11 protein-coding genes are annotated in these 13840 nt (G+C 70.3%); all 11 read left to right on the top strand.

The features are described 5' to 3' along the window. Positions 1 to 37: 37 nt before the first annotated feature. The 11 genes from D0B54_RS22580 to D0B54_RS22530 all read left to right on the top strand — a co-directional run bounded on the left by D0B54_RS22580 (position 38) and on the right by D0B54_RS22530 (position 13836). Positions 38 to 976 (top strand): SDR family NAD(P)-dependent oxidoreductase, encoded by a 939-nt coding sequence (locus tag D0B54_RS22580; protein WP_117294397.1) that lies wholly within the window; start codon positions 38 to 40, stop codon positions 974 to 976. A gap of 71 nt (positions 977 to 1047) precedes the next feature. Then, positions 1048 to 1731 (top strand): hypothetical protein, encoded by a 684-nt coding sequence (locus tag D0B54_RS22575; protein ID WP_117294395.1) that lies wholly within the window; start codon positions 1048 to 1050, stop codon positions 1729 to 1731. Positions 1732 to 1913: 182 nt separating this feature from the next. Then, positions 1914 to 2894: an HTH-type transcriptional regulator CysB gene (gene cysB, locus D0B54_RS22570; protein WP_117294393.1), complete on the top strand. Its 981-nt coding sequence runs from the start codon at positions 1914 to 1916 to the stop codon at positions 2892 to 2894. Beyond that, positions 2891 to 3664: an MbnP family protein gene (locus tag D0B54_RS22565; RefSeq protein WP_117294391.1), complete on the top strand. Its 774-nt coding sequence runs from the start codon at positions 2891 to 2893 to the stop codon at positions 3662 to 3664. The genes cysB and D0B54_RS22565 overlap by 4 nt, the downstream gene beginning before the upstream one ends. After that, the gene (locus tag D0B54_RS22560) at positions 3661 to 4701 is read left to right on the top strand and encodes a cytochrome-c peroxidase (RefSeq protein ID WP_117294389.1); all 1041 of its coding nucleotides are present in this window, start codon (positions 3661 to 3663) and stop codon (positions 4699 to 4701) included. The genes D0B54_RS22565 and D0B54_RS22560 overlap by 4 nt, the downstream gene beginning before the upstream one ends. After that, positions 4698 to 5192, top strand: coding sequence for a hypothetical protein (locus D0B54_RS22555; RefSeq protein ID WP_117294387.1), 495 nt, complete (start codon positions 4698 to 4700; stop codon positions 5190 to 5192). The genes D0B54_RS22560 and D0B54_RS22555 overlap by 4 nt, the downstream gene beginning before the upstream one ends. After that, positions 5189 to 8257, top strand: a complete 3069-nt coding sequence (locus D0B54_RS22550) for an efflux RND transporter permease subunit (RefSeq protein WP_205527214.1) — start codon at positions 5189 to 5191, stop codon at positions 8255 to 8257. The genes D0B54_RS22555 and D0B54_RS22550 overlap by 4 nt, the downstream gene beginning before the upstream one ends. Before the next feature lie 139 nt (positions 8258 to 8396). Then, the gene (locus D0B54_RS22545; protein WP_117294382.1) at positions 8397 to 11180 is read left to right on the top strand and encodes a hypothetical protein; all 2784 of its coding nucleotides are present in this window, start codon (positions 8397 to 8399) and stop codon (positions 11178 to 11180) included. A 108-nt stretch (positions 11181 to 11288) separates the two neighbouring features. Then, on the top strand, positions 11289 to 12155 hold the full coding sequence (locus tag D0B54_RS22540) for a peptidylprolyl isomerase (protein WP_117294380.1): 867 nt from the start codon (positions 11289 to 11291) through the stop codon (positions 12153 to 12155). Positions 12156 to 12164: 9 nt separating this feature from the next. Beyond that, on the top strand, positions 12165 to 12803 hold the full coding sequence (locus D0B54_RS22535) for an ankyrin repeat domain-containing protein (protein WP_117294378.1): 639 nt from the start codon (positions 12165 to 12167) through the stop codon (positions 12801 to 12803). Position 12804: 1 nt separating this feature from the next. Continuing rightward, positions 12805 to 13836 carry an efflux RND transporter periplasmic adaptor subunit gene (locus tag D0B54_RS22530; RefSeq protein ID WP_117294376.1) on the top strand — a complete coding sequence of 344 codons (1032 nt, stop codon included), beginning with the start codon at positions 12805 to 12807 and terminating at the stop codon, positions 13834 to 13836. The last annotated feature ends 4 nt before the right edge of the window (positions 13837 to 13840 follow it).

Below are 13840 nucleotides of genomic sequence, written 5' to 3'. Positions count from 1 at the left end.
GGTGAGACTGTCGCGATCCCCTTCCACGGACCGCGACATGCCCCTGCCCATTCCCCGAGACCCCGAGCTGTTGCGCGGCCGCACCGCCTTGGTGACCGGCGGCGCCGGCGGCCTGGGCCATGCCAGCGCCTCGCGCCTGCTGGCGCTGGGCGCCGGCGTGCTGCTGGCCGACATCAATGCCGAGGCAGGCGAACAGGCCGCGGCCGCGCTGCGCGCGCGCCATGCCGGCGCCGAGGTCGGCTTCCAGCGCGTGGACCTGTCGGATCTCGCCAGCGTGCGCGAGCTGGCCGCGGCCTGCGAACGGCGCTGGCCGCGCCTGGACCTGCTGCTGAACAACGCCGGCATCTATCCGCCGGCGCAGCGCATGCAGACCTCGGAGGGCTGGGAGCTGAGCCTGGCGATTTCGCTGATCGGCCCGCAGGCGCTGACGCTGCAGCTGCTGCCGCTGCTGGAACGCGGCGGCAGCAGCCGCGTGGTGACGATCACCAGCCTGGTGCAGAGCCAGGGCCGCATCGACTTCGACGACCCCTTCCTGAAGCGCGTCTACCGTCCGATCGATGCCTACCGCCAGAGCAAGCTGGCGGCGCTGGCCTTTGCCGTGGAACTGCAGCGCCGCCTCGCCGCCGCCGGCAGCAGTGTCTCCAGCCTCGCCGCGCATCCGGGGGTGTGCCGCACGCAACTGGGCGCCAACCGCCGCCGCCAGGCCAGCGACAGCTGGCTTCAAGGCTTCAAGGCGGATTTCTTCGCCTACACGCAACGGCGCTTCGGCCAGGAGCCGGAGCAGGCGGCAGACTCGGTGGTGGTGGCGCTCTGCGGCCAGGGACTGCCGCCGGCCGCGCTGGTCGGCCCCGGCGGCTGGTTGCAGATGGCCGGCGCGCCCGTGCTGCTGCCGCCCAATCCGCTGGCACTGGATGCATCGTTCGGTGCGCGGCTGTGGACGCTGGCGCAGGACTGCAGCGGCTGCCGCTGGCCCTAGACTTGCGGCGCCCAGGCTTGCGGCGCGGCCGCGCCCGTGCTGGACTCCCTGCCGGCCACAGGGAGCACTACTTGAAGCGCAGCACTCTTTTCACCGCAGCCTTGGCCGTCGCCCTGGGTCTCGCGCCGCCGAGCCTGCCTGCCGTCATGGACATTTCGCTGCCCGCTCCGGCTGCCGAGGGGGTGCCCCGGCCGCCGTCGCCGCCCGAGCCCCCGCCGACGCCGGAGCAGCTGCGCGAGGCCCTGCTGTTCATGCTGGTCGCCGAAGCGGAGAACCCGGCGCGGCAATGCCTGGACCACAGCCTGCGTTTCAACTACGGCCTGATGGCCCTGCGCTCCGCCAAGGCCGATCCCGAGCGCGTGCGCGACAGCCTGCTGCGCGGCGCTGCCGAAGGCGCCGAACAGGAGCAGCGCGGCCGCGAGTTCGTGCTGTGGAAGACCAGCAGCAGCCCTGGCATCGTGGCGCACAGCCGCTTCGACTGGTGCCTGGCGCAGCAGGGCATCGAATCGCCGCTGGGTGATGTCGGCCTGCGCTGCTTCCAGCTCGCCGGCGTGCCGGCGATTGCGCAGCTGCGCAAGCTGGGCGGTGCCGGGCAGGCGGACACGCTGGCGCATCTGCAGGGCATCTACGGCAAGACACTGCCGGCGAAGTACCTGGGCGACGTCGCCACGGCGATCTATCAGGCCGCCGATGACGAGCAATCCTTTGGCGTGCAGCGCGCGCTGTTTGCCGGCTGCATCAAGCAGGTCCGCTGAAGCCACTGGCGGCGATACCCGTCACATAGTCTTGCAGGGCATATAAGTAAAACTCCATATTCTTTTGACATATAACAAAGCTGGCCTAGATTGCCCGCCATCCAGGAACAAATCGTTCTATCGGGGGCGGCAATGCATCAGCTCACAGTGCGGCAACGTGGCCGCCCCGACCGGGGCCGCCCATGAAACTGCGACAACTGCGGTATATCCATGAGGTCTCCCGCCGCGGGCTGAACGTCACCGCCGCGTCGATGGCCTTGTTCACCTCGCAGCCGGGCGTCAGCAAGCAGATCCGCGTGCTGGAGGAAGAGCTGGGCGTCGACATCTTCGAGCGCAGCGGCAAGCACCTGACCCAGGTCACCCCGGCGGGCCGGCGCATCCTCGAGTACACCGAGCGCGTGCTGATCGAGATCGAGAACATCACCAAGATCGCCGGCGAGTACCGCGACACCGATGCCGGCGACCTGTCGATCGCCACCACCCACACCCAGGCGCGCTATGCGCTGCCCCGGGTGGTCAGCGATTTCACGCGCAAGTACCCCAAGGTCTCGCTGCACCTGCACCAGGGTTCGCCGGCGCAGATTTCCAAGATCGCCGCCGAGGGCCAGGCCGATTTCGCCATCGCCACCGAGGCCATCGCGCTCTACGACCAGCTGGTGATGCTGCCCTGCTACCGCTGGAACCGCTGCGTGCTGGTCAGGCCGGAGCATCCGCTGGCGCAGAAGGCCGAGCTGACGCTGGAGGACGTGGCGCAGTATCCGATCGTCACCTACACCTTCGGCTTCACCGGACGCTCGCAGCTGGACAAGGCCTTCGGCTCGCGCGGGCTCAAGCCCAACCTGATGCTGACGGCGGTGGACGCCGACGTCATCAAGACCTACGTACGCCTGGGCCTGGGCGTCGGCATCGTTGCCGACATGGCCTACGACCCGCAGACCGACGCCGACCTGGTGCGCCTGCCGGCCGGGCACCTGTTCGAGCCCAGCACCACGCAGATCGGCTTCCGCCGCGGCATGTTCCTGCGCGGCTACATGTACGACTTCATCCAGCTGTTCGCACCGCATCTCAGCCGCGACGTCGTCGACGAGGTTGGCCGCCTGGCCGATCCCGAACTGCGCCGCAACCGCGTGCGCGACCTGCTGCCGGCGCTGCGCACGCTATGAGCCGCGCGGGCCTGCTGCTCCTGGCCGCGCTGCTGGGACTCTGCGGCTGCGGGCGCGAGCCGGCGCTGTCGCTGGAGGTGGACATCAGCCACGAGGTTGGCGGCCAGCCGCTGCGGCTGCTGGAGGACAGCTACCGTACCGCGGGCGGCGAGGAGTTCAGCGTGCGGCGCCTGCGCTACTACCTGAGCCAGCCGCGCCTGCGCCGCAAGGACGGCAGCTGGTTCGTGCCGGTCTACGCGCCCGAATCCGCCGAGGGCTACTTCCTGGTCGACGAGGCCAGGCCCGCGAGCAAGCGCCTGCGCATCGGCGGCGTTGCGGCCGGGGAGTACAGCGGCATCGAATTCCTGCTCGGGGTCGACGACGCGCGCAACACGGCCGGCGTGCAGACCGGCGCGCTGGATCCCGCACTGGGTATGTTCTGGACCTGGAAGAGCGGCTACATCTTCTTCCAGCTGGAAGGCAGCTCCCCGCAATCGACGGCGCAGGAGCATGCCCTGAGCTACCACGTCGGCGGCGGCAAGCCCTCGCTGGCGCGGCGCATCTACCTGCCCTTCGGCGAGCGCCCGGTGAAGGTGGACGGGAAGCTGCTGCCGACGGTGCACCTCGGCGTGAACCTCGCCCTGCTGTTCGACGGCGTCAGCCCGGTGCGCATCGCGCAGCTGTCCGAGGCGATGGACCCGGCCGCGACACGACCGCTGGCGGACAATGCGGCGGCGATGTTCCGTGTCGACCACCTGCACCATGAGCCGCGGCGGCGCGGCGCCCCATGAAATGGCTGGGCCTGGTCCTGCCGCTGGTGCTGGCGCTGCTGTTCGCGGCCGACGGCAACGCGCGCCAGCGCCTGCGCGATCGCATCGAAAGCTTTCCGACGCCGCGCGCCGAAGTACCGGCCGGCTGGCCGGCACCGCGCTATGACTTTACCGGCAACCCGGTCACCGCTTCGGGCTTCGAACTGGGCCGGCGCCTGTTCTACGATCCGCGGCTGTCGCGCGACGGCAGCATCTCCTGCGCCAGCTGCCACCAGCAGTTCGCCGCCTTCGCGCACCTGGACCATCGCGTCAGCCACGGGCTGCACGGCGCCAACGGCACGCGCAATGCCCCGGCGCTGTTCAACCTCGCCTGGCAGCCCGAGCTGATGTGGGACGGCGCGATCCGCAACCTGGAGCTGCAGCCGCTGGCGCCATTGGCCAATCCGGTCGAGATGGGCGAGACCATGGACGGCGTGCTGGCCAAGCTGCGCGCCGACGCGGGCTATCGCCGTCGTTTCGAAGCGGCCTTCGGCCCGGGCGAGATCGACAGCCGCCGCGTGCTGCTGGCGCTGACCCAGTTCATCGGTATGCTGCGCTCCGCCGACTCGCGCTACGACGCCGCGTTGCGCGGTGGCCCCGCGCTGACCGAGCAGGAGAACGCGGGACTGGCCTTGTTCCGCGAGCGCTGCGCCAGCTGCCACCGGGAGCCTCTGTTCACCGACTTCAGTTATCGCGGCAACGGGCTGGACACCGACAGCGCCGACGCCGGCCGCGCGGTCATCAGCGGCAGCGCCGCCGACCGCGGCCGCTTCAAGGTGCCCTCCTTGCGCAACGTCGGGGTCAGCAGTCCCTACATGCATGACGGCCGCTTCGATACCTTGCAGCAGGTGCTGCGGCACTACGCCGCCGGCATCCGCGATTCCGCGGCGCTGGACCCGGCGCTGCGCGGTGGCCTGAAACTGGATGCGGCGCAGCAGCAGGCGCTCGTCGCCTTCCTGGAATCGTTGAGTGACACGGCCTTCCTGGACGACGCCCGCTACGCGGAGCCGGCGCCATGAGGCGGCTGCTGGCCATGAGCCTGCTGGGATTCGCCCTGGCGGCCGCTGCCCACGATGGCCATGAGCAGGGCGACCCGCCGGCAAGCGCCGCAGCCGCGCTCGACCCCCGCGTGGAACTGCACTCCTCGCGCACCGAGCTGGTGGTGGTGCGCACCGCCGATGCGCTGCTGGTCTATGCCGACGACTACGTCACCAATGCTCCGCTGGAAGGGCTACAGGTGGCCGTGACTACGGCGGGCCGGCGCGTCGAGGCCGAGGCGCTGGGTGACGGCGTGTATCGCCTGCCGCTCGATCTGCTGCAGGGCGCCACGCCCTTGCAGCTGCAGCTACACGGTGCGGCGGGCGCGGAGAGCTTTCCCCTGACGCTGCCGCCGGCACCGCCGCCACCCGCCGCGGTAGCGCCCGCCTGGATTGCATGGGCCGCGGCGGCGAGCGCGGCGCTGGTCCTGCTGGGCCTGTGGTTCGCGAGGCGCCGCCGGGGCCGCGCTTGAGCTTCGCCGGCATCCTGCGCTGGAGCCTGGGCAACCGGGCGCTGGTGCTGCTGCTGGCCCTTGCCCTGCTGGCCGCCGGACTGGCCAGCCTGGCGCGGCTGCCGGTGGACGTGCTGCCGGAGCTGAACCGCCCGGTCGTCACGGTGCACGTCGAGGCACCGGGGCTGGCGACCGCGGATGTCGAAACCCTGGCGACCGTACCGCTGGAAGCCGCGCTGCGCGGTCTTCCCGGCCTGCAGCGCCTGCGCACGACCAGCGCGCCGGGCCTGGCGCTGGCCTACGCCGAGTTCGGCTGGGACGCGGACCCCTACCGTGCGCGCCAGCTGGTGGCGGAACGGCTCGATCTGGCGCGCCTGCCCGAGGGGCTCAAGGCCCGGCTGGGGCCGATGACCTCGCTGATGGGCGAGATCCTGCTGCTGTCGCTGCAATGGCACGACGAACACCGCAGCGACCCCGCAGGCCTGCGCGACGCGGCCGACTGGACCCTGCGGCCGGCGTTGCTGGGCGTGGCGGGCATTGCCCAGGTCAGCGTCATCGGCGGCGAGGTGCGCCAGTACGAGGTGCGGCCCGATCCGCAACGCCTGCGCGCGCTCGGCGTGTCGTTGTCGCAGATCGAGCAGGCCTTGCGCGGCCATGGCCGCGCAGCGGGCGGTGGCTACGCCGAACAGCAGGGGCAGGAGATTCCAGTCGGCAGCCGCGCCGCAGCGGCGGACCTGCGCGATCTGGCGCAGGTCGCGGTGGACTGGCGCCGCGGGGCGCCGCTGCGCCTGGGACAGGTCGCGGAACTGGGGCAGGGCCACGCCATCCGCCGCGGTGCCGCCGGGCATGGCGCGCGGGCCGCGGTGATCCTGGCGGTGCAGAAGCAGCCGGGCGCCGACACCGTCGCCGTGACTGCCGCGGTGGAGCGGCGCCTGCAGGAGATCGCGACGCGACTGCCGCCGGGTATCGAACAGGCGACGCTGTTCCGCCAGGCCGATTTCATCGGTCGTTCCATCGACAACCTGCAGGCCTCGCTGCTGCATGCCAGCCTCATCGTCGCGCTGATCCTGCTCGCTTTCTTCGCCGGCGCGCGTCCCAGCGGGATCGCGCTCACCGCGATCCCGCTGTCGATGCTCGCCGCGATCCTGGTGTTCCAGGCCCTGGGCCTGTCGGTCAACACGATGACGCTGGGCGGCCTCGCCATCGCGGTCGGTGAACTGGTGGATGACGCGGTGGTGGGCGTGGAGAACGTCATGCGCCGGTTGCGCGGCGGCACCGCGCCGGCGCTGGAAACCATCGTGGCGGCCACGGTCGAGGTGCGTTCCGGCATCCTCTACGCCACCCTGGTGATCGTGCTGTCCTTCCTGCCGATGCTCGCCCTGCAGGGCATCGAGGGCCGTTTGTTCCTGTCGCTGGGCATCGCCTATGTCGCTGCGATCCTGGCCAGCCTGGTGGTGGCGGTGACGCTGACGCCGGTGCTGTGCAGCCTGCTGCTGCGTGGCGCCGCGCCGCGCCTGCTGGAGGAGCGCCGCTGGCTGCTGCGGCTGCGTGCGGCCTATGCGCGCGCGCTGGCGCGGGCGCTGCGGCACTCGCGCGGCATGTTCGCCTCCGCGCTGGCGCTGACGGTGATCGCCGTCAGCGGCCTGCTGGTGCTGCCGCGCAGCTTCCTGCCGCCGTTCAACGAGGGCACGCTGACGGTCAACCTGGTACTGCAGCCGGGCATTTCGCTGGAGGAGTCCGACCGCCTGGGACGCCTGGCGGAGACCCTGATCATGCAGGTGCCCGGCGTCAGCGGCGTCGGGCGCCGCACCGGCCGCGCGGAGCTCGACGAGCATGCCGAGGGCCTGCACTACTCCGAACTGGAGGTATCGCTCGACGATGCCGGGCGCGGGCGCGACGAGACGATCGCCGCGTTGCGGCGAAGCCTGTCGGTGCTGCCCGGAGACATCGCCATCGGCCAGCCGATCTCGCATCGGCTCGATCACCTGCTGTCGGGCGTGCGCGCACCGCTGGTGGTCAAGATCTTCGGCGACGACCTGGAAACCCTGCAGCGGCTGGCGCATGAAGTGCAGGAGCGCCTGCGGCAGATTGACGGCCTGGCGGATGTGCAGGTCGAGCGGCAGGCCGCGGTGCCGCAGGCGCGGCTGCGCGTCGACACACGGGCGGCGGCGCTCTATGGCCTGGCGCCGGCAGCGGTGCTGCGTCAGGTGACGGCGCTGACGGTGGGGTTGCCGCTGTCGGAGTTCGTCGACGGCGACATGCGTCATGAGCTGGTGCTGCGCCTGCCGGAGCGGCAGCGCAGCCTCGAAGCCCTGCGCGAGTTGCCGCTGGAAGCCCCTGGCGGGCCGGTGCCCTTGTCGTGGATTGCCCGCCTGGAGCTGGAGCCCGGGCCTTACCAGGTCGGCCGCGAGGACTCGCGGCGGCGTATCGCGGTGTCGGCTTTCGCCACCCGCGGTTTCGAGCGCGCCGGCGTCGAGGCCCGAAAGCAGTTGCGCGAACTGCGCCTGCCTCCGGGTTACGAGCTGCGGATCGAGGGCCAGGCCGAGGCGCAGCGCGGTGCGGCGCGGCGCGTGCTGCTGCTGGCGGCGCTGTCGCTGCTGTTCATGCTGGTGCTGCTGCATGGCCGCTACCGCTCGCTGCGCCTGTCGCTGATGGTGCTCGGCAATGTGCCGCTGGCCTGCGTCGGCGGCGTCGCATTGCTGGCGATCACCGCCACGCCGCTGTCGGTGGCCAGCCTGGTGGGCTTCGTCACCCTGGCGGGTATCGCCGTCCGCAATGCCATCCTCAAGATCAGCCACTACATCCATCTTGCGCGCAGCGAGGGTGAATCCTTCGGCGAGGCGCTGGTGCTCCGCGGCTCGGCGGAGCGCCTCGCGCCGGTGCTGATGACGGCGCTGATCGCGGCGCTGTCGCTGCTGCCGCTGGTGCTGTCGGGCGACACCGCGGGGCGCGAGATCCTGCACCCGGTGGCGCTGGTGGTGTTCGGCGGCCTGCTCAGCAACACGCTGCTCGACAGCTTCCTAACGCCGGCTCTGTTCCTGCGCTACGGCGAGCCGCCATTGCTGCGATTGTTGAAGAAGTCATGAGCTTATGCCTTCGCCAACCATAACCGCGCACAAAAAATTCTATTTCCCAAAGGGTCTACGCACTGCCGTGCATGGCTATTCTCCGCTCCGAATGCCGTCCGTATCGAGGCACAAACAAGTGAAAGCCACAGGAGTGGGTATGTACAAAATTTCCAAGGGGGTCCTGCAGTCGTTGCGGCGAGTCGTACTCGCGGCGGCGACCGGCGGCGTGGTTGCCGCGGCGGGGATGGCGCAGGCGTCTGCGCCGGCTGCAATCAACAAGTTCACAGGGGAAGTCATACCCAACGGTTCCGTGCTGCTGGTCTGGACCGGCGATGGCTGTGCCCTGCCGGTGCCGGTCGGCACCTGCAGCCCCGACAGCGCACAGGACTTCCTCGCGGTGGTCGACGTGGAGCCCAACTCCACCCGTTACGGCGACGTCATCTGGACCGCCGAGCTGCCGCGCGTGACCCTGTCCAACATCCTGCCGGGTGGTATCGTCGCGAACTCCGACGCGCACAACGACCCGCATCACATGCTCAGCTACACCTCGTACATCTCCGGGGGTGGCGATGGCCTGTCGAAGGGCCGCAAGTACACCTTCGGCGGCGGCGTGATCAGCAAGAACGTGTTCCGCTACGACATCACCAGCGTGCGCAACGTGCAGAAGGCCGACCTGGTGGTCTGCGGCACGCAGCCCAAGCGCTCCTCGCTGACCGACGACTTCATCGTCATGCCGGCGCCGGGCGGCGATCACAAGATCATCTACACCTACATGGGCAGCTACGGCTACGGTGCCGGCGGTACGGTCACCGAGATCGAGCCGGGCCGCAACGCGCCGACCGTCGCCGGCCTGTGCACGCCGTCGATTCCCAATGTGCAGGCACTGGCCGACACCGTCGGCCTGCTGGGCTGCCTCGGCGGCTCCACGCCGGAAGACAGCGCCGAACCGGGCCACAAGGGCATCACCGAGTACCCGGGCTGCGTCAAGGCCAGCCAGTCGCGCAACCCGACGAACTACACCAGCTACCCGGACGAGCGCGCGTCGCGCAAGGCCAACCAGGGGGTGTTCTACCTGGGCAATTCCGACGCGGGTGTCGAGTCCGTGCCGCATGGCATGGGCCTGACCTACGACGGCAAGTACCTGGCGACCTCGGACTACGCCGTGCCGGCGTCCATCGGTGCCGCCGCGATCAACGGCGCGCTGGTGGCCTTCTGCGCCAAGAACCAGTCGCTCAACGCCGGCCCCCTGGGCATCTGCGGCTCGACCTACGGCGCCTCGGTACGCGTCTGGGAGACCAGCGGCGTCTACAACAAGGACAAGACGCGCGACTCGCTGAAGGAAGCCAAGGTCTACGACGCCAACTCCTACATCCGCTCGGTCAGCGCCGTGCCGGATGGCCCGCGTCACGAGGAAGTGCTGTTCCACGAAGAGAACGAGGGCCTGATGGCCTTCGGCCTGGCCCACCAGTCGCATCACTGCGTCGGCCAGAAGGGCTGGGAGAACCTCGGCGATCCGTCCTATGACGCCGCGGTGACCAAGACCGGCGTGGCGGCGAACGACGCCTCCAAGGTCTCGTCCTCCGACTGCAAGGCGGGCGATCCCGACTACGTCCCGCACGACGGCGCCTTCACCGCCAGCATGTGCGGCGGCGTGCTGTACTACTCGCCGGACATCACCATCAGCGGCAAGGACACCAACGCCTACGGCGGCGTCGGTCCCTACTGGCGCCCGGTGTACGACGTCGGCCCCTGCTCGGGCGTGTCGTACTTCACGCTGTCGGACGACGACCGCTTCCTGATCCAGCCGGTGTCGGGCATCCAGAGCCCGCCCAGCATCGATCCCTCGGGCAGCGCCGTGTTCGACCGCGACTACCCGCGCCAGCACAGCCGCCGCGTGCTGACCGTGGACGTGCGTCCGCTGCTGGCCAAGGGCAAGGCCGATACCGCCGAAACCCGCATCGCCTGCGACTTCCCGCCGCCGGATGCCGCGCGCCCGGCCAACACCTCGCTGGGGACCTCGGCGACCCGCTCGAACCGCTTCGCCGGCAACAGCGGCAAGTTCAACGTGCTCAAGCACAACAACGAGGCGGACGATTGCCCGCGTATCCGTGGTGCGATCGGCCAGTTCGAGACCGGCCCACACGGTAAGGGCCTGCCGACCACCGCGTCTTCCAACACCGACCAGGTCGGCACCGGCTACCTGCGCCTGGTGAGCGTGCTCGACAACGTGCTGAATCCCGGCACGCTGCTGAACAACGTCACCGACGCGGCCGGCAACCTGCTGGACGGCAGCGCCATCCGCAACCTGCTGGAGCTGAACGTCGACGGCCTGGGCCTGCTGGATGGCCTGGACGTGGCGGGCATCATCCTCAACGGCCAGCAGACCGGCGGTGAACCCTCGGGTGACGGCGGTACGCCGGGCAGCGGCAACCTCAACTCGCTGCAGAACCTGTACACCCACGGCGGTCCGCACTTCACGCTGTACGACCGCGTCGGTCACCAGCGTACGCCCAGCGGCGACGGCGGCTACCTGGATCTGCGTCCGAAACAGGTCAACGGCCTCGGCCTGCCGCGCGACCAGGTGGAAGGCCAGCCGGAGGCTTCGGGTACCGCCCGCTTCGCCTTCATCCAGTACTTCGTGGAGCTGCAGCACGTTCCGGGTCCGGGTACCGGCTCCGACGGCGACCGCACGATCTGCCTCGGCAAGTTCGACCGCAAGACCGGCGCGACGGTGCTCGACACCTCGTTCACCGACGAGTTGCTCGGCACGCCCTGCCTCGACTTCGACAGCAAGGCCCGCGACGGCTGGAACTGGCCGGGTGCGCGCGGCGCCAAGGGCGGCGCCAAGCCGCACGCGGCGGCCTTCGAGCGTGACGGCGCGGCGCTGTTCGGCCCGGGCTACTACCCGGCCAGGCCGATCGACGCGGATGGCACGCAGTAACACAAGGCCGACAAAGCGGCCGTGATGGACGCTGTCCGCGAAAGCGGACAGCGTCCTTTCGGCTTCAACGGCCGCCTGTAGACCTTGATTCACACGAGATTAAGAGCAATGAAACTTCAGAAGAACCTGTATGCACTGGCCCGCGCCGGCCTGATCGCCTCCACCGCCGCCGTCGCCGGTCCCGCCCCCAAGGGCGGCCTGCAGGCCGACGTGCTGGTCAATGGCCAGCCGATCAGCCGCAACCACGTGCTGCTGATGAGCGAGGGCATCGACCCCGAGAACAAGTCGCGCCGCGCCGACGACGCCAACGCCCAGGCCGCTGCGCGTGCCGAACTGATCACCCAGGAAGTGCTGGCGCAGGAAGCGCGCAAGCAGGGCCTCGACAAGGCGCCGGTGATCGCCGACCAGCTGGCCTTCCAGAACCGCGTGATCCTGTCGCGCGCCTACCTGGAAGATTTTTTTGCCAGGGACCCCATCACCGATGCGGTGCTGAAAAAGTCCTACGACTTCAAGAAGGCCAGCGGCAAGCTGGTGGAGTACAAGATCCGCCACATCCTGGTGCAGACGCCGGAGCAGGCCAGGGACCTGATCGGCAAGCTCGACAAGGGCGAGGACTTCGTCGCCCTGGCCAAGCGCAGCACGCAGGATCCGGGCGGCCAGGCCAACGGCGGCGATCTCGGCTGGTTCCGTCCCGACATCTTTGTCGACCACCACTTCACCGACGCCGTGGAAAGCCTGAAGAAGGGCCAGTACAGCAAGGCCGCGGTGCGCACCCGCTTCGGCTGGCACGTGATCAAGGTGGAGGACGGTCCGCGCCCGGTGGCCAACCCCGAGACCTTCGAGGCGCTGGACGATTCGGTCAAGGAAGCGCTGCGCCAGAAGACCGCGCAGATCCGCATCGAGGAACTGACGGCCCGCCTCAGCGCCGGCGCCAGGATCAGCAGCCCCGCCACCGTCGCGCGCCGCGACAAGTAAGAGTCCTCCATGAAAAAGACCCTCATCGCCGCCGCGCTGCTGCCGCTGCTGCTCGCCGCCTGCGCCAGCAACCCGGCCGCGGCCCCCGCGGCCCCGGCCGTGCCAGCCGTCGCCGCGCAGCCGCAGCTGTCCGACGAAGAGCGCATTGCCTTCTTCGTCAACCATGCCCGTTCCGGCGAGCTGATCGACGTGGCCCGGGAGCTGAAGGCCGGCATCGACGTCAACGCGCTCGACACGCTGGACCAGACCGCGCTGATCGGCGCGGTCAGCCACAAGCAGCTGCTGGTGATCAAGCTGCTGCTCAACAGCGGCGCCAACCCCAACCTCGCCGACCAGGCCGGCTGGACGCCGCTGATCCACGCGGTCTACTCCGGCGCCGATCCGGACCTGCTGGGGCTGCTGCTCGACGCCGGCGCCGACGTCAACGGACGCAACGATCGCGGCATCACCGCGCTCTACCTCGCCAGTGTCGGCGGCCGCGAAGAGCAGGTGCGCTACCTGCTGTCGCGCGGCGCCGATCCGGCCCTGGCTTCCAAGGCCGGCTACACGGCGCTGAAGATCGCCCAGCTCAAGGGCCTGCAGAAGATCGTGACGCTGCTCAAGGACGCGCCGTCGCCGTCTTCGCCGGTGGCGAAGGCCACACCCTGAGATGAAGCCTTGCGCCGCCGGCCTGCTGCTGTGCCTGCCGCTGCTGGCGCTGGCGGCACCGGCGGAGCGCGTGGTCCTGCTGGACAAGGCCGAGCAGCGTCGCCTGCAGATCCGCACACAGCGTGCCGACGCGCCGCGGCCGCCGGAGCTGCTGCCGGCGCGCGTGGTGGTCGATCCGCGCCGCCACCTGCGCGTGATGAGCGGCCAGGCCGGCACCCTCGAGGCGCCGCCCAGCGGCTTCGCCGTGGCCGGCGACAGCGTGGCGGCCGGCCAGTTGCTGGGCTGGCTGCGGCCGGCGATCACTGCACCGCAGCGCCGCGATCTGGAGTCGGAGCGTGTCGGCGCGGAGCGCGACGTCGCCCTGGGCCGCCTGCAGATCGATCGCTACTCGATCGACGAGGCGGAGAACCTCGACGTGCGCCTGCCGACCCCGTCGATCCAGGTGCTGACCGACTACCGCGTGGCCAAGGCGCGCCAGGACGGACTGCGCAGGGCGCTCGACGGCCGCATCGCGCTGCATGCACCGGCCTCGGCCATCGTGCTGCGTTCGTCGCTGCGCGCCGGCCGCGTCGCCGGCGAGGGCGAGACGCTGATGGAGCTGAACAGCGAAGGTGGCCTGGCGGTGGAGCTGCTGTTCGACGGCGGCGACTACGCCAGTGCGCAGGCCGACACCGCCTGGACCCTGGCCGGCGAGGTGCTGAAACTGCATTTCCTCGGCGAGACCCTGGACCCGGCATCGCGTTCACGCCGCGTGCTGTATGCCGCCAGCGGCGCCGGCGTGCCGCTGGCGGTGGGCCAGCCGCTGCGCCTGCGCCTGCCCGTCGCGGCCGGCCCGGGCTGGGTGCTGCCGGCGCGCAGCATCGACCGCAGCGGCGGCCAGTGGGTCTGGCTGCACCAGGGCGCCGAACGCTTCGTGCGCCGCGCGGTGTCGGCGACACCGCTGGCCGAGGGCTGGGTGCGCATCGATTCCGTGCTGGAACCGGCGTCGCGCGTGGTCGTCGACGGCCTGTCGTCGCTGGCGGCGGCTTCGTGAGCCG

The organism is Solimonas sp. K1W22B-7 (genome assembly GCF_003428335.1).
Classification (GTDB): Bacteria; Pseudomonadota; Gammaproteobacteria; order Nevskiales; family Nevskiaceae; genus Solimonas_A.
The sequence above is the reverse complement of the archived record's forward strand: the minus strand, read 5'-3'. Positions and strand labels throughout refer to the sequence as shown.